This is a genomic window from Klebsiella sp. HMSC25G12 (assembly GCF_001807705.1).
Lineage (GTDB): Bacteria > Pseudomonadota > Gammaproteobacteria > Enterobacterales > Enterobacteriaceae > Klebsiella > Klebsiella variicola.
The window spans coordinates 1-18,980 of sequence record NZ_KV789858.1 but is presented as its reverse complement, the minus strand read 5'-3'; the positions used below and the strand labels follow the sequence as shown (position 1 = coordinate 18,980).

Below are 18,980 nucleotides of genomic sequence, written 5' to 3'. Positions count from 1 at the left end.
AGCCGGGCTACGACTGAGGAGGCCTGCGGGATCCCCCCGTAGGTCCGGCAAGCGCAGCGCCACCGGGCAGCTGGCCCTGGTTCCCTTAGTTCACCGTCAGGCGCAGGGCCAGATCCTGCGGGTAGGGGTCAAAATAGTTCTGCGCCTGCAGGTAGCGATCCGGATACTCGGCCAGATAGTGCTTAAGCAGCGTCAGCGGGGCGAGGATCGGCAGCAGCCCGGCGCGATAGTTGAGGATCACCTCCCGCAGCTCGCCGCGCTGGCGGCTGTTCAGCTGGTCGCGGAAATAACCCTGAATATGCATCAGCACGTTGGTGTGGTTTTTACGCGAGGCGGGCTGCTTGAGGATCGCCATCAGCTTTTCGCGGTAGACCTCGAAGAAAGCCTCCAGATCCTCCCATTCATGCAGCGAGGCGACGAACGGACCGATCTCCCGGTAGCCCGCCTGGTGGTGAGCCAGCAGCTGCAGCTTGTAGCGGCTGTGAAAGGCCAGCAGGCCGTGACGGGTCAGGCCGCGGGCGCGCAGGGCGTTAAGTTCATGCAGGGCGAAAACGCGCTCGACAAAATTCTCCCGCAGCAGCGGATCGTGCAGCCGGCCATCCTCTTCCACCGGCAGCCACGGGTAGCGCGCCATCAGGGCGCCGGTAAACAGCCCCACGCCTTCCTTACGCCCGCGATTGCCTTTTTCATCATACAGCCGCACGCGCTCCATCCCGCAGCTCGGCGATTTGGCGCAGACGATAAAGCCCGACAGCTCGCCCAGGGTTGCCAGGTGGGCGCTGGCGAAATCAGCCATCTTCTCCGTCACATCCTCGTGCGGGGCGTGGCTGAAGCGCATGCGGATCTCCCCGACCGGGGTCTGCACCAGGCGGAGCGCCGGACGGGGAACGGGCAGGCCGATCGCCATCTCCGGGCAGACGGGTTTAAACGCCACCCACTGCGCGAGCTCATCCATCACAAAGCCCATACGCTTATGCCCGCCGTCGAATCGCACGGCTGAGCCGGTTAAACATCCGCTGATCCCAATGACAGGTTGCGTGTTCATGGCGCTGTCCTCTCTTCTGCTGTGGTTCGGGTAAAGAAAAGGGTCACGGTGGCGACCGTAATGCCGAATTTCTTCATCTCGGTTTTGTTAAACAAATGGCTGCCGTCCTGCAGGAACATCCAGTCGTCAAAGTGCAGCAGCCACCGGCTGCCGCTGGCCTCGACGTTCATGCTGTAGCGCCAGTGAAAGGCATTGCCTGCCGCCTGGCCGCTGGCCACCCCTTCGATATCCCCGGCGGTGCCCTGATAACGGTTATCGCCGGTGCGGCGAATGCGCCACACCCGCTGTTGCTTCTCGCCATCGTCATAGATAAAGCGCTCATGGAGTGTCAGGGTGTCGCCGACGACGTCGCCATCGATCTCTACATGGAAGCGGCGCAGCTGCTTGCCGCTACGATCCTGCTCCATCCCCCACGCCTCGGTTCGCCCCTGAAAATAGTGAAAGATGTCGAGGGCGGGCTGCTGCTGCCGGTACTCCGTGACCTCGGTGCTGCAGCCGGCGAGGATCAGCATCAGCAGCGCCAGGCCAAGGGTCAGAATGCGTTTCATGGTGTACCTCCGATCAACTGCTGACGCAGTTCGGGATAAGTGGTGCGCGGATCGAGCCAGATGGCGAGAAAGCGGGTGCTGAACGCCGCCGACTGGCGCGGGCCGAGCGGGGTAAAGGCGGTCTGCGCGGCGCTGGCGCGGTACCAGAACTGCCCCTCGCCGCCGCTGACCACGAACGCCAGCTGGCTGCCCGGCGCGACGTCCGGCCAGATCCCCTGCAGCATGCGCAGCCAGGCTTCGCTGCGCGGCTCCTGCTGCAGAATGCCCTGCGCCTGCCACTGGTCGCGGGTGGCGTCCACCAGCGCGTCGCGATCGATGTCGCGCCGGTAGGTGATGATCAGCGCCCGATCCTGCTGCGGGCCGTCATACCGGCCATTGGGTGTGCGCAGCTGCGAGTGATAGACGGTGAACGGCCCCCAGGTGAGGGTCGCCTCGCCGACGCGGCGCCACGTCAGCCAGTCGGCGGCGTGGGCCGCCGGGGCGAGGGTGGTCAGCCACAGCAGTAACAGCGCGAATCTCATTTTCGCCTCCCCATCCCCAGATGGAATAACAGCATGAGCACCAGCCAGCCGCAGGCCATGGCGGCCACGGCAAGCGCCATCGGCACCAGCAGGCTCATGGCTCCGAGGCGAGCGCCGATCAGGTAGGCCACCGGGCCGCCGACGGTGGCGGCCGTGGCCAGCACCCAGCCGGGAAGCGTCGTGGCGCGGGTCAGTCGGGTCCAGACGACGGCGAACATCAGCCACAGGGCCACCATCCACAGGGGCAGCAGGCTGTCGCCGCGAAAATCGATCAGTCCCGCCAGCGCCCAGCAGGCGTCCAGGCCGCAGCCCGCCGCGGCCAACAGCAGGGCGGACGGACGACTGGCCGCCGGCAACCGCAGCCAGGCGAAGATCGCCAGCGTCAGCCAGATCAGCAGGCCGCGCTCGCGCAACATCACCACCAGCGTCCAGTAAACATCGAACGCGAGGGCCATCAGCAGATGCTGCGCCGGGCGTGTCATACCCGCTCCGCGGTGAGCTGCACCACGCTGATGGTGCGGGCGTTAAATCCGGCTTCGCAGTAGCCGAAGTAGTAGAGCCACATCCGGCGGAAGCGCTCATCAAAGCCGAGCTTTTCAATATCCTGCCAGGCGTGGGTAAAACGCTGCCGCCAGTGCGCCAGGGTGCGGGCGTAATCCGGGCCCATGTCGAACAGGTTGCGCACCACAAAATCGGTATGGCGGGTCATCAGCTCGCTCATTGCGGTGATGCTGGGCAAAAAGCCGCCGGGGAAGATGTAGCGCTGGATAAAATCGACGCTTTTGCTGTAGTCGCGGTAACGCTGATCCTGGATGGTGATCGCCTGCAGGGCCATTCTGCCGCCCGGGCGCAGGCGCGCCTGGCAGGTGCGGAAGAAGGCCGGGAGGTAGCGCTGGCCCACCGCCTCAATCATCTCCACCGACACCAGTTTGTCGTACTCGCCGCGCAGATCGCGGTAGTCGCAGAGCAGCACCTCGACGCGATCCTGCAGCCCGGCGCGGGCCATGCGCTCGGTAGCCCAGCGGTGCTGCTCCCGGGAAAGGGTGGTGGTGGTGACCCGGCAGCCGTAATGGCGGGCGGCGTACTCGGCCAGCGCCCCCCAGCCGGTGCCAATCTCCAGCAGATGATCGCCGGGAGTGAGCGCCAGCTGGTCGCACAGGCGCGCCATCTTGGCCCGCTGGGCCTGGGTCAGATCCTGCTGGTCATCGGTAAACAGCGCGCTGGAGTAGAGCAGGTCGTCATCCAGAAAGTGGGCATAAAATTCGTTGCCGAGGTCGTAATGGGCGGCGATGTTCTCCCGCGCCTGGGCGCGGGTGTTGCGGCGGGTCCAGTGGTGCAGGCGGGCGACGGGCTTGCCCAGCAGACGAAAGCCGCGCTCCAGACGCCCCAGCACCTCGCCGTTGCGCGCGAGGATCTGCAGCAGCGCCGTCAGCTGGTGGCTCTCCCAGTCGCCGTCCATCCAGGCCTCGGCCGCCGCCAGGCTGCCGCCGGTCAGCAGACGCCAGTACACCTCCGGTGTGCAGACCCGCGCCTCGGCGCGCAGTGCGGCGGCGGGGTCGCCAAAATGAAACGTCTGCGCCCCTTCGCGCACGGTGAGCGAGCCTTCGCGGAGGCCGCTCAACAGACGAAAGAGCAGCCAGCGCGCGAGCCGCACGTTGCGCGGCACATCGGGTTCAAGCGCAAAGACGGGATCGGTCATGAGCGTTCACTCCTGCTGACAGGATGGTTGTACAGCGGCACGCGCTTCAGCCACAGCCGCAGCGCCTGCCAGTAGATGGCGAGGACGGTTTTCAGGGTCATCAGCGGCAGACGCAGCAGCAGCCCGCGCAGGTTGGCGCGGGTCAATGGCACGCGGCTCAGGGCCAGGGTGGCGTCAAACACCTTGCTGGCCTGATGGTTTTCAATATGCATGTGCAGCGTTTTGCCGGGCGCGTTGAAGCGCCAGTGATAGACCATGTCCATCGGGTTAAACGGCGAAACGTGAAAGGCTTTCTCCAGCGGGCGCGCCTGCTGGCCGTCCACCGCGTAGTAATGACGCTCATTCCACGGCGTGTTACGCACTTCGGCCAGCACCCAGCGCAGGGTGTCGGCCTCGTCATAGCAGTAGTAAAAGTTGACCGGATTAAAATGGAAGCCGAAGTAGCGCAGCTGGGTCAGGAGCATCACGCGTCCCGCCGGGCGGCAGCCGGTCAGGCTCTCCAGCCGGTTCAGCACCTGGGCCTTCAGCGGCGCGCCCAGCGGATAATCGGCGTCGTACCAGGCAGCGGCGGCCAGGCGGTTGCGGCGGATGCCCGCCTCAGGCAGCCTGTCCAGTTCGTCGAGGTCGAGCCAGGCCATAAACAGGCGGTAGACGAAGTGGTGCGCCTTCGGCTGCAGGCGACGGTGGCGCAGGACGCCCTGATAGAGGCAGCTGTTCATCTCAGTTGCCCTCCGCCGCGGCGATGCCCTGCACCACGTCGAGCGCGCTGCGCACCCCGTCCTCATGAAAGCCGTTGTACCAGTAGGCCCCGCAGTACCAGCTCCGCTGCTGGCCGTTAATCTCTTCGCGCCGCAGCTGGGCCGACCAGCTTTGCGGGTTAAACAGCGGATGCTCATAGACGAAGCGCTGCCAGACGTAGCGGTCATCCACCGGCGCGTCCGGGTTCAGGGTGACGCAGAACAGCGGCGCGTCCGCGGGCAGCCCCTGGAGAATATTCATGTTGTAGGTGACGCAGGCCCGGGCCCGATCCCCGTCGCTCAGGCGATAGTTCCAGCTGGCCCAGGCGCGCTGGCGCTCCGGCAGCCAGCGCGGATCGCTGTGCAGCACCACCTCGTTGCGCTGCCAGCCGATATCCCCGAGGACTTCGCGTTCGGAATCGGTGGGCGCCGCCAGCATCGCCAGGGCCTGCGCGGAGTGGCAGGCGAAGATCACCTGGTCAAAATGCACCTCCCCGGACGCCAGTCGCAGGGTGACCCCCGTCGGGTGACGGTCCACCTGCTGTACCGGCGCGTTGAGCCGCAGGTCCAGACGATCGCCGAGCCTGGCGAGCAGGGCGCGAACGTATTCCCGGGAACCGCCGGGCACCACGTACCATTGCGGGCGATCGCGAATATCCAGCAGACCGTGGTTTTCAAAGAAGCGCAAAAACAGCGGCAGCGGGAAGCGGCGCATCTCCTGTAGCGACGACGACCAGATGGCCGCCCCCATCGGCAGAATATAGTGGCGGGCGAAGAAGGGGCTGAAGCGGTGGCGGGCGAGGAAGCTCTCCAGCGTCGCCCCCGGATCCAGCGCCTCGGTCAGCGCCAGTTTCGCCAGCCGGTTAAAGCGGACGATCTCGCTCAGCAGCCCCCAGAAGGCCGGCTTCAGCAGATTGCGCCGCTGGGCGAAAAGCGAGGTCAGGCTGTGACCGTTGTACTCCAGGCCGCTGGTCGGGTTGTGAACCGAGAAACTCATCTGCGTTTTTTGCCCGTCGATCCCCAGCTCGCTGAGCAGGCCCATAAAGCGCGGATAGGTGCGATCGTTGTAGACGATAAATCCGGTATCGATGGCCCAGGTGCCCTGCGGCGTGGCGACATCCACGGTGGCGGTGTGGCCGCCCGGCGTGGCGTCCGCTTCGAACAGCGTCACCTGATGGTGTCCGGCCAGCCGCCAGGCGCAGGTCAGCCCGGCGATGCCGCTGCCGATGATGGCGATGTTCATGAGCGCACCATCCTGCGCAACAGCAGGCGCTGGATACCCGATGGCAGGCTGGCCAGCAGCCGCAGGGCCAGGCTGAAACCGGTGGGGAAGGCGATGTGGTTTTTGCCTTTCGCCAGGCCGTGGCGGATCTCCGCCACCGCCCGATCCACGCTCACCCGGCCGGGCATGGCGAAGTCGTTTTTGCGCGTCAGCGGGGTGTCGACGAAGCCCGGAGAGACCACCGTGACGGCCACCCCTTTCGGCTCCCAGTCCAGACGCAGGCTGTTGGCAAACCAGGTCAGCGCCGCCTTGGAGGCGCCATAGGCTTCCGCGCGCGGGAAGGGTAGCCAGTGCGCCATCGAGCTGACCAGCACCACCCGATCGCCTGCCTCCAGCTGCGTCTGCAGCGCCGCCAGGCAGTTCACCGGCCCGAGGAAGTTGGTGGCCATCACTCGCTCCACGAGGGCGGCATCCACCTGCCCGTGGTCGAGGTATTCGCAGGTCCCGGCGCAGAGAATGATCAGGTCGGCAAAACGGCCTGTCAGCGCCTGGCGACAGGCGTCCCTGTCTGTCATATCGAACAGGCGCACACTGATGTTGGGGCTGAACTGCTGTAGCGCCGTCAGGCGCGAAGCATCGCGCCCGCAGGCGATAACCAGATGGCCATCCGCCGCGAAGGATTTCGCCAGGCCGGCACCGATCCCGGAGCTGGCGCCGGTGATGAGCACCGTCATCATGAGCGCACCCTCCGCTTCACGCCGCGTACCGCCCAGCCCAGCAGGGGAAGATGCTCGTAGATCATCTCCCCGGCGTCGTAGTAGTCGCGCTGATGGAGAACCTGCTCCCCGGCGATGTCCACCACCGAGCACCCCGGCAGGGCCAGGGTTTCTCCACCGGCAATGCGCGGATGCGACCAGTGCATGGTCCAGGTCACGGCGAACCGTTGGCCGTCGCAAAGCGGCGTGTCGATGGTGAACCGGCACTGCTCCACGTTGGCCAGCAGATGGGTAAAGTAGCGCTGGATGGCGAACAGCCCCTGATGCTGACCAAAAGGATCGCTCAGCGTCGCGTCCGGATGGTACAGCGCGGCCAGCGCCGCGGGCGGCTGCGCATCCAGCCCGGCGTAGTACTCAACGAAACGACGAATCACAGACGGCGAGGTGCTCATGGATCACATCCTGGCTAGATACGGTAGCGTAATGGCATACTTAAAACTTACACAAATAAAATTATTTGTCCAAGTTTGTAGAAAAATATATTTTATTTGTGTTAAAAATCATGTTGTTATGATTGGTGTTTTAAGGGGTGAAAATCGCGTGTGTTGCAAAAGGCAAGCGTGCGCCCGCCGCGCCACCGGGCGCTGGCGGAACAGAGAGTGGGGTAAGTTAAAACAGGGAGTTAGAGCGGAATTACCTCGAGGGAGACGACCTGCTGCTGCCAGAGTTCGACCTGCCTCTGGCGGGCGGCGGAAAGTTTGCCGCTGGTGACCAGCAGCCAGTTGCGCTGGGGGAAAATCTCCGGCGCCAGGGCGGCGGGAGGCACCGGCAGGACGTCGATGCGATGACCCTGGCCGGTACGTTTGAGCGCCTCAAGCCAGATTTCGCAGGCGTCGGTCAGGTGCCAGCCGGTGATCAGAAAGTTATCCCCGGGCGCCTTCTTATCGCCTTCAAGGCAAAATGAGGTATAGGCGATGATGATGCCGTCGAGGATTTCGCGCAGCGTCATGATGGCCGGCACGTTGGCGGAGACCTGGCTGCGCAGCGGACGCAGCACTTCGGTTACCAGCTCCTGGCGCGGATATTCGCGCCCGGCGTCGTAGATCAGCTGGCGCAGGGACTCGATTTTTCCCTCTTTCAGCCGCTGCAGCATGGTCTCCTGCAACGTCAGCCAGTTGTTGGTGCGCCGTGCGCCGGGGCGCGACAACAGGGGCTTCACCTGGCTGACCGGCACCCCTTTTTTCACCCAGTCGAGGATCTTCAGCGCCTGCTGGACGTCGTCATCGCTGTACTGACGGTGACCACCATCGGTGCGCAGCGGCTTGAGCAGGCCATAGCGGCGCTGCCAGGCGCGAAGCGTGGTCGCATTTATCCCGCATAGTCGGGCAAATTCGCCGATGGAGTAAGGCATGGAGGCCACCTGTTAACAAAGAATATTCTCAATATACTACGAATCACGTCGGCTGGCGTGAAGTGTAGTGGCTTTGCACTACACTTTCCCCTACCGCGTAAATGAAAGGAGTTCTCATGAAGCTATGGCCTGTTGTCACTGGCGTTGCTATCGCGTTAACCCTGGTGGCCTGCAAATCGCCCACGCCGCCGAAGGGCGTTCAGCCGATTAGCGGGTTTGACGCCAGCCGTTACCTCGGAAAATGGTATGAGGTCGCCCGCCTGGAAAATCGCTTCGAGCGAGGCCTGGAGCAGGTGACCGCCACCTACGGCACCCGCAGCGACGGGGGGATCAGCGTCGTCAATCGCGGTTATGACCCGGTCAAAAAACGCTGGAATGAGAGCGACGGAAAAGCCTACTTCACCGGCGCCCCCACCACCGCGGCGCTGAAGGTGTCGTTCTTCGGGCCATTCTACGGCGGCTATAACGTGATCCGTCTGGACGACGACTACCAGTACGCGCTGGTCAGCGGCCCCAACCGCGACTATCTGTGGATCTTGTCGCGCACTCCCACCATTCCGGCGGCGGTGAAGCAGGATTACCTGAATACCGCGCGCGAGCTGGGCTTTGACGTCGATCGCCTGGTGTGGATCCGCCAGACGCCGCGCTAACCTCGCCGCTTAGCGGCTGAGCAGGTGGGTATAAACCACGTACAGCCCGGTCAGCGCCGCCACGTTCAGCGCCACGCTGACGAAAAACCACCGCCGGAAGGGCTGCTTTTGCGTTTTATGACGAAAGCACTGCTGGGCGAGGATGGCCCCCGGCCAGCCTCCCGCCAGGCCCAGCACCAGCAGCGTGGTTTCCGGCACCCGTCGCCAGGCTTTACGCGCCGCCAGCTTGTCGGCGCCATAGATAAGCCATGTCAGAAGGCTGCTCAGTAAAAACCACATCGCCAGCGGGTAGGGCAGCAGGGCGCTGCCCACGGCGGTGAGCAGCAGCAGGGAATAACACACCAGGTTCAGATTCATAGGGACGTTCACGCCGGCCAGAAGAATGGCGCCACTATAGCCAATTTCCCGGACCGGCGTAAACGCGGCGGGTTATTCGCTACGCTTGCCCCGATGCCGGGACAGCCACATCAGCTTATATGCCGCCGGAATGATAAACAGCGACAGCAGCGGGGCGGTGATCATCCCGCCAATCATCGGCGCGGCGATGCGACTCATCACTTCCGACCCGGCGCCGGTGCCCCATAAAATCGGCAGCAGGCCGGCGATAATCACCGCCACGGTCATCGCCTTCGGTCGCACGCGCAGCACCGCGCCCTGGTACAGCGCCTCGTCGAGCTTATCGACGCTGAAAGTCTGCGGATTCTTCAGCGACGGTTCCGCCTCGATGGCGTGGCGCAGGTACATCAGCATCACCACGCCAAACTCCGCCGCCACCCCGGCCAGGGCGATAAAGCCGGTCCCGGTGGCTACCGATAAATGGAACCCCATCCAGTAGAGAAACCAGATCCCGCCGACGAGGGCGAACGGCACGCTGGTGATAATCAGCAGCGCCTCGCCGACGCGGCGGAACGCCAGATACAGCAGCACGAAGATAATCATCAGCGTCATCGGCACCATCAGCTTCAGCTTCTGATTGGCGCGCTCCAGCAGCTCAAACTGCCCGGAGTAGGACACACTGATGCCCGGCTTCAGCTTCACCTCCTTGCCGATGGCCTGCTGCAGATCGTGCACTACCGACACCATGTCGCGGTCGCGGGCGTCGATGTAGATCCAACTGGTCGGGCGGGCGTTCTCGGTCTTCAGCATGGATGGTCCGGTGACCACCTTCACCTCAGCCACGTCGCCGAGGACGATCTGCTGCTTCAGCGGCGTGAGGATCGGCAGCTGGCGGAGGGTCTCCGGGCTGTCGCGATAGCTCTGCGGGTAGCGGATGTTGATCGGGTAGCGCTCGACGCCCTCTACCGTTTCGCCAACCATCGCGCCGCCGATGGCGGACGAGACGAACAGCTGCACGTCGCCGACGGTCATCCCGTAGCGGGCCGCCTTCTCACGCTGAATATCAATATTGAGGTAGCGCCCGCCGACCAGCCGCTCGGCTAATGCCGACGTGACTCCCGGCACGGTGCGCGCCACCCCTTCAATTTGTTCGGCGATGGCGTCGATATCGGCCAGATTAGTGCCGGAAACTTTAATGCCAATCGGGCTCTTGATGCCGGTGGAGAGCATGTCGATGCGGTTGCGGATCGGCGGCACCCACAGGTTCGCCAGCCCCGGCAGGCGCACGGTCTTGTCCAGCTCCTCGACGATCTTTTCCATGGTCATCCCCGGTCGCCACTGATCCTGCGGCTTAAGCTGAATGGTGGTCTCTACCATCTCCAGCGGCGCCGAGTCGGTAGCGGTTTCGGCCTTGCCGGTTTTGCCGAACACCCGGGCCACTTCCGGCACCGTCATAATCAGCTTATCGGTTTTCTGCAGCATATCCGCCGCCTGCGCAGCGGAGATCCCCGGCAGCGTTGACGGCATATACAGCAGATCGCCTTCGTTAATCTGCGGCAGAAACTCGCCGCCGACCCGGTTAAGCGGCCAGATAACCGTCAGGATCGACAGGAGCGCAATCAACAGGGTGGTCTTCGGCCAGTGCAGCACCTTCAGCAGCAGCGGGTGATAAATGCGGATCAAAAAGCGGTTCAGCGGGTTGCTGTTCTCCGCTGGGATCTTGCCGCGGATCCAGAAGCCCATCAGGATCGGGATCACCACGATCGCCAGCAGCGCCGCCCCGGCCATCGACCAGGTTTTGGTGAAGGCCAGCGGGCCGAACAGTTTGCCCTCCTGGCCTTCGAGGGTGAAAATCGGGATAAACGACAGGGTAATGATCAGCAGGCTGATAAACAGCGCCGGGCCGACCTCCACCGACGCCTCGGTAATGATTTTCCAGCGGATGTCGTTGCTGAGCTTCTCTCCCGGGTGCTGATGTTCCCACTCCTCCAGCCGCTTGTGGGCGTTCTCAATCATCACGATGGCGGCATCGACCATCGCCCCTACCGCAATGGCGATTCCGCCCAGCGACATGATGTTGGCGTTAAGCCCCTGGAAATGCATCATGATAAAGGCGAAGCACAGGCCGAGCGGCAGCGAAATAATCGCCACCAGCGCCGAGCGTACGTGCCACAGGAACAGGGCACAGACCAGCGCGACGACGATAAACTCTTCCAGCAGCTTATGGCTGAGGTTGTCGATGGCGCGGTCGATAAGCTGGCTGCGGTCGTAGGTGGTGACCACTTCAACCCCTTCCGGCAGGCTGCTTTGCAGCGACGCCAGCTTCGCTTTGACCGCCGAGATCACTTCGCGGGCGTTCTTGCCGGAGCGCAGGATCACCACGCCGCCGGCCACTTCGCCTTCGCCGTTAAGCTCGGCGATACCGCGGCGCATCTCCGGGCCGATCTGCACCCGCGCGACGTCGCCGAGATAGACCGGCACGCCGTTGTCACCGGTTTTCAGTACGATATTTTTGAAATCGTCGAGCGTCTGCAGGTAGCCGCTGGCGCGCACCATATATTCGGCTTCCGCCAGTTCGACGGAAGAGCCGCCCGCCTCCTGGTTAGAGACGTCCAGCGCCGATTTCACCTCGTCGAGGCTGATGCCGTACTGGGTCAGCTTCATCGGGTCGACGACAATCTGGTACTCCTTGACCACGCCGCCCACTGACGCCACTTCCGAGACGTTAGGGATGGTTTTCAGCTCATATTTTAAGAACCAGTCCTGCAGGGAGCGCAGTTCGGCGAGGTCGTGCTTGCCGCTGCGGTCGACCAGCGCGTACTCGAAGACCCAGCCGACGCCGGTGGCGTCCGGGCCCATTTCGGCGCTGACCCCGGCGGGAAGTTTGCCCTGCACCTGGTTGAGATACTCCAGCACCCGCGAGCGCGCCCAGTAAGGATCGGTGCCGTCTTCAAAAATCACGTATACGTAGGAGTCGCCAAACTGCGAGAAGCCGCGAACCGTTTTGGCGCCGGGCACCGACAGCATGGTGGTGGTCAGCGGCCAGGTGACCTGGTTTTCGACGATCTGCGGCGCCTGCCCCGGATAGCTGGTTTTGACGATCACCTGTACGTCGGAGAGGTCCGGCAGAGCGTCCACCGGGGTATGGACGATGGTCCAGGTCCCCCAGATGCTGAGAAACAGCGCCGCCATCATCACCAGGAAACGGTTGGCCACCGAGCGGCGGATAATCCATTCAATCATGGTTCCGTTCCTCAGTGCGCGTGGGCGGCAGGAGCCGTGACATCAGGAGCCTGCGCGCGCATGCGCTCCAGCGCGCCGGAGATATTGGCTTCCGAGTCGATCAGGAACAGGCCGCTGGCGACGACTTTCTCACCCTCCTGCAGCCCGCTGCGAATGGCCGTGACGCCAGCGGATTCATGGAATACCTGCACGAGTTTCGGCACGAAGCGGCCCTCATTATCCACGGTAATCACTCGCTGCTCGCTGCCGCTGTCGATCAGCGCTTTGGAGGGGATCAGCAGCATCGGTTCGCTTTCACTGGTCAGTTGCAGATAGGCATTCATCCCCGGCTTCAGCGCTTCATCCGGGTTGTTGACTTGCAGGCGCAGCTGCAGGGTACGGGTGGCGCTATCGACGCTGGGGAGAAGGGTCCATTTGTTGATGCTGAAGGTTTTTCCCGGCCAGGCGGGAACCTGAATGGCGAACTGCGAGGCGTCTTTAATTAGCCAGACGATGGATTCCGGCACCGCCACGCTGACCCACACCGGGTCCATGCCCTGAATTTTCGCCACCACATTATCTTTGGCGATATTCATTCCGGCACGCAGATCGAAGGCGGTAATCACGCCATCGATCGGCGCTTTGAGGGTAAAGCGGGTCTGGATTTTACGCGTGGTTTTCAGGCGGCGGATATCGTCATCCGGCATTCCGGCGAGGCGCAGGCGCTCGAGGATCCCCTCGACCTGGGTGGCGGTGCCCCCGGTCTCCTGCAACAACAGATATTCGCTCTGCGCTTCCACCCAGTCAGGGATGGTCAGCTCGAGGAGCGGCGTGCCTTGTTTCACCTTGTCGCCGACGGTCAACGGATAGACTTTATTGATAAAGCCCGCCGCCCGCGCCTGCATAATCACATACTGGTACTCGTTATAGCTAATGTTGGCCGGGAAGGTCTGAGCGTAGCGCAGCGGCCCGCGGGTGACCGCGGCGGTTTTTACGCCGAGATTCTGGGTCTGCGTCGGGTCGATACGCACCCCCGGCGCACCGGCGGCGGTACTTTCCTCATCGGCGTATTTCGGCACCAGATCCATATCCATAAACGGCGATTTACCCGGTTTATCGAAGCGGGTGTTCGGGTACATCGGATCGTACCAGAACAGCACTTTACGCTGCTGCTCGGCCGCCGGAGCGGCAGAGTGGGTCGGCGTCAGTCGGGTATACAGCGCCGCGGTAAGCGCGCCGCCAATCACCATGCTGCCGAGGATCAGCGCCGTATTTTTCAGTGTCAGGGATGCCATGTGTCGTCCATTTAGTCGTTGAGGGGCTTACCGTCGCCGGGCCATTAGTTGGCGCGAATATCCTGCAGCAGCGACAGGTTGCCCTGCTGAACGAAGGTGAAGTCCACGCTGTCGCCATCCTTCACATTGTTGAGCTGCGTCTGCGGGGTGATGGTGAAGCGCATGGTCATCGGCGGCCAGTTCACCGCCGGGATGGCCTCGTGGGCGATGGTGATTTTTTTGCTATCCATATCAATAGCTTTAATGACGCCTTTGCCGCTGATGCTTTGCGCCTGCGCGGCGGCGGGCTGTTCATGCATCGCCATGCCGGCGTGCGGGTCGGCGGCCTGGACGGCGAACACCGCGCCAGAAATCAGAGTGAACAGGGCGACTTTAGAGAGTGAATTCATGATCGGGACTCCTTGGGTTATTCCATCCAGCCGCCGCCGAGGGCGGTGAACAGGGTGATTTCATTTGCCTGACGGGAATAGTTGAGTTCCAGCAGGGTTTGTCGGGTGGTAAAAATGTCGCGCTGGGCGCTCAGGACTTCGATGTAGCTGACCGCGCCGTGACGATAGAGCGCAGTAGCGCGCTGCAGGGTGATATTTAGTGAAGCGAGATAGCGCTCCTGGGCGGCAATCTGATCGGCCAGGCTTTGGCGCAGGGCCAGCGCGTCGGCCACCTCTTTAAAGGCGGACTGTATTTTTTGTTCATAGTTGACCACCTGCTGCTGCTGGCGGATCTCCGCCAGATCGAGGTTGGCCTGATTACGCCCGGCGTTGAAAATCGGCAGTTCGATTTTTGGGATAAAGTTCCACATCGCGCTGCCGGCGTTAAACAGGCTGGAGAGCTCGCTGCTGCTGCCGGAGAGCGAGCTGGTCAGGGTGATCGCCGGGAAGAAGGCCGCCCGCGCGGCGCCGATATTGGCGTTGGCCGCCAACAGGCTGTGTTCGGCCTCTAAAATATCCGGCCGCTGCAACAGGATCGCTGAGGAGAGCGATGGCGGCAGGGTTACGCCTTTCAGGTCCACCGCGCTGCTGGCGCTATCGTCCGGCAGATGCTGGTAGCTGCCGAGCAGCAGTTGCAGGGCGTTATTGGCCTGCGCCAGCTGGCCCTGACGTTTGGCGATATCGGCGCGGGTGCTTTCGATCATCCCGCGCGCCTGCTCCAGCGCCAGCACGGTGGTGCTTCCGGTCAGCAGCTGTTTTTCAACGAAGGCGTAAGACTGCTGATAGTTCTGTAAGGTGTCGTTGGCCACCTGCAACTGCGCTGCCGCCAGCCGCTGGTTGAAGTAGCTTTGTGAAACGTTAGCAATCAACAGGATATGCACCGCACGCCGCGCCTCTTCGCTGGCGAAGAAGTTCTGCCGGTCGGCCTCGCTGAGGTTTTTCAACCGGCCAAAGAAGTCGAGGTCATAGCTGAGATTCAGGCCGGCGGCATAATCGCTGCTGGTGGTGGTGTCGCCTTTAAGCTTGCCGCCATAGGTGGTGCTGCCGTCACCGTTCAATTGCGGGTAGCGGTCGGCGTCGGTAACCCGGTACTGGGCGCGGGCTTCCTGCACTTTCAGCGTCGCCATCCGCAGATCGCGGTTGTTGGCCAGCGCGGTGCTAATCAGGCTTTTCACCTGCGGGTCGACGAAAAAGGTGCGCCAGCCGGTCTCCTGATAGCCCGCTGTCGCAGTAACCAGCTTGTTCTGGCTGAGAGAGAACTGCTGCGGCACCGGCGCGGCGGGGCGCTGGTAGTCCGGAGCGAGCGACAGACAGCCGGTTAAGGCAAATATCACGCTGAGGGTAAGTAGCTGTATAGAACGCATGGCGGCAGACGCTTTCGACGATTTATCCATGGCAGCTACTTTACGTAGCGGGCTCTGTTCAACGCGTGACAGGAAAATGACAAAGCTGTCATTTTCCTGATATTTCATTGCTATCCGGAGGCGCTCCTCTAAAATTGAATACCCGCACAGAACGCGCGTGAAGGAGCCTGCCGTGAAGATTTTGATTGTCGAAGATGAGAAGAAAACCGGAGAGTACCTGACCAAAGGGCTCACCGAGGCCGGCTTCGTCGTCGACCTGGCCGATAACGGCCTTAACGGCTATCACCTGGCAATGACCAGCGATTACGATCTGCTAATCCTCGACATCATGCTGCCGGATGTGAACGGCTGGGATATCGTGCGCATGCTGCGCGCCGCCAATAAAGGCATGCCGATCCTGCTGCTCACCGCGCTTGGCACTATCGAGCATCGGGTGAAGGGCCTGGAGCTGGGCGCCGACGACTATCTGGTGAAGCCATTTGCTTTTGCGGAGCTGCTGGCGCGAGTGCGGACCCTGCTGCGCCGTGGAGCGGCGGTCATCGTCGAAAGCCAGTTTCAGGCGGCGGATCTCAGCGTCGATTTGGTCAGCCGCAAGGTGACGCGCGGCGCGACGCGTATCACCCTGACCAGTAAGGAATTCACTCTGCTGGAGTTCTTCCTGCGCCATCAGGGCGAGGTGCTGCCGCGTTCGCTGATTGCCTCGCAGGTCTGGGATATGAATTTCGACAGCGACACTAACGCCATTGACGTGGCGGTGAAGCGGCTGCGCGCCAAAATTGATAACGACTTCGAGCCGAAGCTTATCCAGACCGTGCGCGGCGTCGGCTATATGCTTGAGGTGCCGGATGGCCGCTAAGCGCCCCTTTTCCCTGGCAACCCGGCTGACCTTCTTTATTAGCCTCGCCACCATCATTGCCTTCTTTGCTTTCACCTGGATCATGATCCATTCGGTGAAGGCCCACTTTGAAGAGCGCGACGTGCACGATCTCAGGCAGCTCAGCACCACCCTGGAGACGGTGCTCAACCACGCCGACTACCCGCAGGCGCGGCGACTGGAGATCGTGAGGAATATCATTGCGGGTTACGCCAACGTCTTTATCTGTCTGGACGACGGCCAGGGCAATATTTTGTTTCAGTCGCCAGACGGGCCGGATCTCAGCCATATGCTGAGTACGCCGGGGCTGGCGATGCAGCTGCGCGACGGGAATGTGATTTCATGGACTGACCCGCAGCCGCGGAAGATGGTTCATGATAATCATCCAATGGAGACCCGCGCCTGGCGGCTGATCATGCTGCCGCTGGGCAAGCAGGCGGACGGCAAACCAGCGTACCACCTGCTGATGGCCTTATCCATCGATTTTCACCTGCACTATATTAACGAGCTGAAAGCGAAGCTGATTTCCGCGGCGACGATAATCAGTTTGCTGATCATCGCCATCGTGCTGTTTGTGGTCTATCAGGGGCATAAGCCCATCCGCCAGATCAGTCGCCAGATCCAGAATATTACCTCGCGGGATCTCGACGTGCGCCTTGACCCGCAGGCCGTGCCTATCGAGCTGGAACGGCTGGCGCTGTCGTTTAACCATATGCTGGAGCGCATAGAGGATGTCTTTACCCGCCAGTCCAACTTCTCCGCCGATATCGCCCATGAAATCCGCACGCCGATTACCAACCTGGTGACGCAAACTGAAATCGCCTTAAGCCAGAGCCGCAGCCAGCAGGAGCTGGAAGAGGTGTTGTATTCCAATCTCGAAGAGTTCTCGCGGATGTCGCGGATGGTCAGCGATATGCTGTTCCTCGCCCAGGCGGATAATAACCAGCTGATCCCTGAGCAACAGGCGCTGGATCTGGCCGAGGAAGTGCATAAGGTGTTTGAGTTCTTTGAAGCGTGGGCGGAAGAGAAGGCGGTGGCGCTGCGCTTTGTCGGCAGCCACTGCCGGGTGATGGGCGATCCGCTGATGCTGCGGCGGGCGATCAGCAACCTGCTGTCGAACGCGATCCGCTACACGCCGGCCGGCCAGGCGGTGACCATCCAGTTGAGCGAAAGCGCCGAGACGATCCGTCTGGTGGTGGAGAATCCCGGTACGCCGATTGCCGCCGAGCATCTGCCGCGGCTGTTTGACCGTTTCTATCGCGTCGACCCCTCGCGTCAGCGCAAAGGCGAGGGCAGCGGTATCGGCCTGGCGATTGTGAAATCCATCGTCAGCGCCCACCACGGCAGCGTAGCGGTGCAGTCCGATCTGCGCTCTACGCGTTTTATTATCGTGCTGCCGAAATAGACGCAATAACGGCTGAAAGTCAGCGGGCAGCGCCAGGCGGCCGCCCGCAGTATTGCCGCTCTCTTACTCTTCGAAGTACCAGTAGCCCTGATTAATCAGCCGCGTCAGTTCGCTCACGAACGCCGGATTCTGCAGGCCGCTGCCGAGCTCCTCCTGACCTAATGAGGTATAGCGGCACAGCGCATCCAGCGCTTCGGCATCGGTGGTGTCCAGCTGTTCGCTATGCACGAAGAAGCTGTCGCCGATATGCAGAACGCGCAGGCCGCTCAGACGAGAAAGCTTTTCGCCGCCCAGCAGCGCATCGACCACTTCCTCTTCTTCATACGGTGGTTCCGCCGGCGCAATATCCAGCTCGTGACGCGGGGTGGTCACGAAACTGCCGAACCACTGCTTGAAGTCTTCCGGCTGGCGAATCATGTCGATCATCATGGTGCGCAGACGTTCGAGTTCATACTCCTCAACCCGGCCCGGATGCTCGCGGCAGGTGAGGTCCGGATCGCTGTAGTGTTCGCCGCCAAGATCGTTCTCCAGCACATAGTCGGCGAAGCTGCTGATCAGGTCGCGACCGTTTGGCCCGCGGAAGCCGACGGAGTAGTTCAGCGCGGTTTCGTGGGTCACGCCATCGTGCGGGAATCCTGGTGGAATATAGAGGATATCGCCCGGCTGCAGATCTTCATCAATGATCGGCGGGAACGGATCGACGTGCAGCAGTGCCGGATGCGGGCAGAACTGACGCATCGGCAGCTTATCGCCCACGCGCCAGCGGCGGCTGCCCATGCCCTGAATAATAAAGACGTCATACTGATCGATATGCGGGCCGACGCCGCCGCCGGGGACGGAGAAGGAGATCATCAGGTCGTCCAGACGCCAGTCCGGCAGTACGCGGAACGGGCGCACCAGCTCGGCGGCGGGCATATGCCAGTGGTTTACCGCCTGGGCCAGCAGCGACCAGCCGGTTTCGCCCAGCCCGTCGAAATGTTCAAAAGGACCATTGCTGGCCTGCCATTTGCCGTTGGTCAGGCTGACCAGCCGGCTGTCGACTTCCGGCTCCATGGCTAATCCGGCCAGCTCGTCCGGAGTAATCGGGTCGACGAAGTCCGGAAACGCGTTTTTTAATACCACCGGCTGTTTTTGCCAGTACTTCTCTAAAAACTCGGGCCAGTTAATGTTGAGTTGATAAGCCATCGATTATTACCAGTAAGAAGAAACGGGCCTGATTATAGAAACGGGGGCCAGGTGGGCGCTTTGTCGTGGGTCAAGAGTGGTGCTTAATTCACCATCGGCGCGATAATGGCGTTGGGTAAGAGAGAAAAATCACATTTTTGCCAAAAAACGATCTTAGCGTAAACTGCGCTGCAGGCCGCATGAACACTGGGATGGCGCCTTGAATGGTAAGAAGATGAATAAGCGAAAAGTTCAAATAATGAGCGGTCGATAAGATTTTTCTATTTTAACGCTTGCTACTTCCGGCGAACTCCCTATAATGCGCTCCCACTGACACGGCAGA

General features: G+C 62.0%; 19 protein-coding genes. 3 read left to right on the top strand and 16 right to left on the bottom strand.

Translation table 11 applies throughout. From position 1 onward, the window contains the following. Positions 1 to 85: 85 nt before the first annotated feature. The 10 genes from HMPREF3096_RS09145 to HMPREF3096_RS09100 all read right to left on the bottom strand — a co-directional run bounded on the left by HMPREF3096_RS09145 (position 86) and on the right by HMPREF3096_RS09100 (position 7,899). Positions 86 to 1,045, bottom strand: a complete 960-nt coding sequence (locus HMPREF3096_RS09145; protein ID WP_004178436.1) for a YbgA family protein — start codon at positions 1,043 to 1,045, stop codon at positions 86 to 88. Next, positions 1,042 to 1,593, bottom strand: coding sequence for a DUF3833 domain-containing protein (locus HMPREF3096_RS09140; protein ID WP_070544397.1), 552 nt, complete (start codon positions 1,591 to 1,593; stop codon positions 1,042 to 1,044). Before HMPREF3096_RS09140 ends, HMPREF3096_RS09145 begins: the two co-directional genes overlap by 4 nt. Then, entirely contained in the window at positions 1,590 to 2,114 is a 525-nt protein-coding gene (locus tag HMPREF3096_RS09135) for a hypothetical protein (protein ID WP_012543011.1), read from the bottom strand. The genes HMPREF3096_RS09140 and HMPREF3096_RS09135 overlap by 4 nt, the downstream gene beginning before the upstream one ends. Beyond that, positions 2,111 to 2,596 (bottom strand): DUF2878 domain-containing protein, encoded by a 486-nt coding sequence (locus tag HMPREF3096_RS09130; RefSeq protein WP_012969053.1) that lies wholly within the window; start codon positions 2,594 to 2,596, stop codon positions 2,111 to 2,113. The genes HMPREF3096_RS09135 and HMPREF3096_RS09130 overlap by 4 nt, the downstream gene beginning before the upstream one ends. After that, positions 2,593 to 3,813, bottom strand: a complete 1,221-nt coding sequence (locus HMPREF3096_RS09125) for an SAM-dependent methyltransferase (RefSeq protein WP_016160201.1) — start codon at positions 3,811 to 3,813, stop codon at positions 2,593 to 2,595. Before HMPREF3096_RS09125 ends, HMPREF3096_RS09130 begins: the two co-directional genes overlap by 4 nt. Further along, a complete protein-coding gene (locus tag HMPREF3096_RS09120; protein ID WP_016160202.1) occupies positions 3,810 to 4,532 on the bottom strand; it encodes a DUF1365 domain-containing protein in 723 nt (240 codons plus the stop codon). Before HMPREF3096_RS09120 ends, HMPREF3096_RS09125 begins: the two co-directional genes overlap by 4 nt. A gap of 1 nt (position 4,533) precedes the next feature. After that, entirely contained in the window at positions 4,534 to 5,793 is a 1,260-nt protein-coding gene (locus HMPREF3096_RS09115) for an NAD(P)/FAD-dependent oxidoreductase (RefSeq protein ID WP_032731855.1), read from the bottom strand. Continuing rightward, positions 5,790 to 6,509 (bottom strand): SDR family NAD(P)-dependent oxidoreductase, encoded by a 720-nt coding sequence (locus HMPREF3096_RS09110; RefSeq protein WP_032731856.1) that lies wholly within the window; start codon positions 6,507 to 6,509, stop codon positions 5,790 to 5,792. The genes HMPREF3096_RS09115 and HMPREF3096_RS09110 overlap by 4 nt, the downstream gene beginning before the upstream one ends. Further along, positions 6,506 to 6,940, bottom strand: coding sequence for a nuclear transport factor 2 family protein (locus HMPREF3096_RS09105; RefSeq protein ID WP_004178448.1), 435 nt, complete (start codon positions 6,938 to 6,940; stop codon positions 6,506 to 6,508). The genes HMPREF3096_RS09110 and HMPREF3096_RS09105 overlap by 4 nt, the downstream gene beginning before the upstream one ends. 230 nt (positions 6,941 to 7,170) lie before the next feature. Further along, positions 7,171 to 7,899 carry a MerR family transcriptional regulator gene (locus HMPREF3096_RS09100; protein WP_008807075.1) on the bottom strand — a complete coding sequence of 243 codons (729 nt, stop codon included), beginning with the start codon at positions 7,897 to 7,899 and terminating at the stop codon, positions 7,171 to 7,173. A 116-nt stretch (positions 7,900 to 8,015) separates the two neighbouring features. On the opposite strand from HMPREF3096_RS09100, the gene HMPREF3096_RS09095 reads away from it, so the two are divergent. After that, on the top strand, positions 8,016 to 8,549 hold the full coding sequence (locus HMPREF3096_RS09095) for a lipocalin family protein (RefSeq protein WP_009309842.1): 534 nt from the start codon (positions 8,016 to 8,018) through the stop codon (positions 8,547 to 8,549). A 9-nt stretch (positions 8,550 to 8,558) separates the two neighbouring features. Here HMPREF3096_RS09095 and HMPREF3096_RS09090 read toward each other — a convergent pair whose 3' ends face one another. The 5 genes from HMPREF3096_RS09090 to HMPREF3096_RS09070 form a co-directional block, all read right to left on the bottom strand. Beyond that, entirely contained in the window at positions 8,559 to 8,906 is a 348-nt protein-coding gene (locus HMPREF3096_RS09090) for a DUF1294 domain-containing protein (protein WP_032731857.1), read from the bottom strand. A gap of 72 nt (positions 8,907 to 8,978) precedes the next feature. Beyond that, positions 8,979 to 12,128, bottom strand: coding sequence for a CusA/CzcA family heavy metal efflux RND transporter (locus HMPREF3096_RS09085; protein WP_032731858.1), 3,150 nt, complete (start codon positions 12,126 to 12,128; stop codon positions 8,979 to 8,981). A gap of 11 nt (positions 12,129 to 12,139) precedes the next feature. Then, complete coding sequence (locus HMPREF3096_RS09080) at positions 12,140 to 13,402, bottom strand: efflux RND transporter periplasmic adaptor subunit (protein ID WP_032731859.1); 1,263 nt, start codon at positions 13,400 to 13,402, stop codon at positions 12,140 to 12,142. A 44-nt stretch (positions 13,403 to 13,446) separates the two neighbouring features. After that, positions 13,447 to 13,791 (bottom strand): cation efflux system protein CusF, encoded by a 345-nt coding sequence (gene cusF, locus HMPREF3096_RS09075; protein ID WP_032731860.1) that lies wholly within the window; start codon positions 13,789 to 13,791, stop codon positions 13,447 to 13,449. Between the two features lie 17 nt (positions 13,792 to 13,808). Further along, on the bottom strand, positions 13,809 to 15,194 hold the full coding sequence (locus HMPREF3096_RS09070) for an efflux transporter outer membrane subunit (RefSeq protein WP_032731865.1): 1,386 nt from the start codon (positions 15,192 to 15,194) through the stop codon (positions 13,809 to 13,811). Positions 15,195 to 15,366: 172 nt separating this feature from the next. Between HMPREF3096_RS09070 and cusR the strand changes: the two genes are divergently transcribed. Then, positions 15,367 to 16,050 (top strand): copper response regulator transcription factor CusR, encoded by a 684-nt coding sequence (gene cusR / locus HMPREF3096_RS09065; protein ID WP_008807068.1) that lies wholly within the window; start codon positions 15,367 to 15,369, stop codon positions 16,048 to 16,050. Beyond that, complete coding sequence (locus tag HMPREF3096_RS09060) at positions 16,040 to 17,473, top strand: Cu(+)/Ag(+) sensor histidine kinase (protein WP_012543000.1); 1,434 nt, start codon at positions 16,040 to 16,042, stop codon at positions 17,471 to 17,473. The genes cusR and HMPREF3096_RS09060 overlap by 11 nt, the downstream gene beginning before the upstream one ends. A 63-nt stretch (positions 17,474 to 17,536) precedes the next feature. Here the strand turns inward: HMPREF3096_RS09060 and HMPREF3096_RS09055 are convergent, their stop codons facing one another. Continuing rightward, positions 17,537 to 18,658: a ribosomal protein uL16 3-hydroxylase gene (locus tag HMPREF3096_RS09055; protein WP_012542999.1), complete on the bottom strand. Its 1,122-nt coding sequence runs from the start codon at positions 18,656 to 18,658 to the stop codon at positions 17,537 to 17,539. Positions 18,659 to 18,980 lie beyond the last annotated feature (322 nt).

Excerpts from the sequence above, each read along its gene's own strand:
- HMPREF3096_RS09140 (WP_070544397.1), bottom strand. The coding sequence starts at position 1,593 with ATGAAACGCATTCTGACCCTTGGCCTGGCGCTGCTGATGCTGATCCTC.
- HMPREF3096_RS09090 (WP_032731857.1), bottom strand. The coding sequence starts at position 8,906 with ATGAATCTGAACCTGGTGTGTTATTCCCTGCTGCTGCTCACCGCCGTG.
- HMPREF3096_RS09070 (WP_032731865.1), bottom strand. The coding sequence starts at position 15,194 with ATGCGTTCTATACAGCTACTTACCCTCAGCGTGATATTTGCCTTAACC.
- HMPREF3096_RS09110 (WP_032731856.1), bottom strand. The coding sequence starts at position 6,509 with ATGATGACGGTGCTCATCACCGGCGCCAGCTCCGGGATCGGTGCCGGC.
- cusF (WP_032731860.1), bottom strand. The coding sequence starts at position 13,791 with ATGAATTCACTCTCTAAAGTCGCCCTGTTCACTCTGATTTCTGGCGCG.
- HMPREF3096_RS09115 (WP_032731855.1), bottom strand. The coding sequence starts at position 5,793 with ATGAACATCGCCATCATCGGCAGCGGCATCGCCGGGCTGACCTGCGCC.
- HMPREF3096_RS09105 (WP_004178448.1), bottom strand. The coding sequence starts at position 6,940 with ATGAGCACCTCGCCGTCTGTGATTCGTCGTTTCGTTGAGTACTACGCC.
- HMPREF3096_RS09085 (WP_032731858.1), bottom strand. The coding sequence starts at position 12,128 with ATGATTGAATGGATTATCCGCCGCTCGGTGGCCAACCGTTTCCTGGTG.
- HMPREF3096_RS09120 (WP_016160202.1), bottom strand. The coding sequence starts at position 4,532 with ATGAACAGCTGCCTCTATCAGGGCGTCCTGCGCCACCGTCGCCTGCAG.
- HMPREF3096_RS09125 (WP_016160201.1), bottom strand. The coding sequence starts at position 3,813 with ATGACCGATCCCGTCTTTGCGCTTGAACCCGATGTGCCGCGCAACGTG.
- HMPREF3096_RS09135 (WP_012543011.1), bottom strand. The coding sequence starts at position 2,114 with ATGAGATTCGCGCTGTTACTGCTGTGGCTGACCACCCTCGCCCCGGCG.
- HMPREF3096_RS09130 (WP_012969053.1), bottom strand. The coding sequence starts at position 2,596 with ATGACACGCCCGGCGCAGCATCTGCTGATGGCCCTCGCGTTCGATGTT.
- HMPREF3096_RS09145 (WP_004178436.1), bottom strand. The coding sequence starts at position 1,045 with ATGAACACGCAACCTGTCATTGGGATCAGCGGATGTTTAACCGGCTCA.
- HMPREF3096_RS09095 (WP_009309842.1), top strand. The coding sequence starts at position 8,016 with ATGAAGCTATGGCCTGTTGTCACTGGCGTTGCTATCGCGTTAACCCTG.
- HMPREF3096_RS09060 (WP_012543000.1), top strand. The coding sequence starts at position 16,040 with ATGGCCGCTAAGCGCCCCTTTTCCCTGGCAACCCGGCTGACCTTCTTT.
- HMPREF3096_RS09055 (WP_012542999.1), bottom strand. The coding sequence starts at position 18,658 with ATGGCTTATCAACTCAACATTAACTGGCCCGAGTTTTTAGAGAAGTAC.
- HMPREF3096_RS09100 (WP_008807075.1), bottom strand. The coding sequence starts at position 7,899 with ATGCCTTACTCCATCGGCGAATTTGCCCGACTATGCGGGATAAATGCG.
- HMPREF3096_RS09080 (WP_032731859.1), bottom strand. The coding sequence starts at position 13,402 with ATGGCATCCCTGACACTGAAAAATACGGCGCTGATCCTCGGCAGCATG.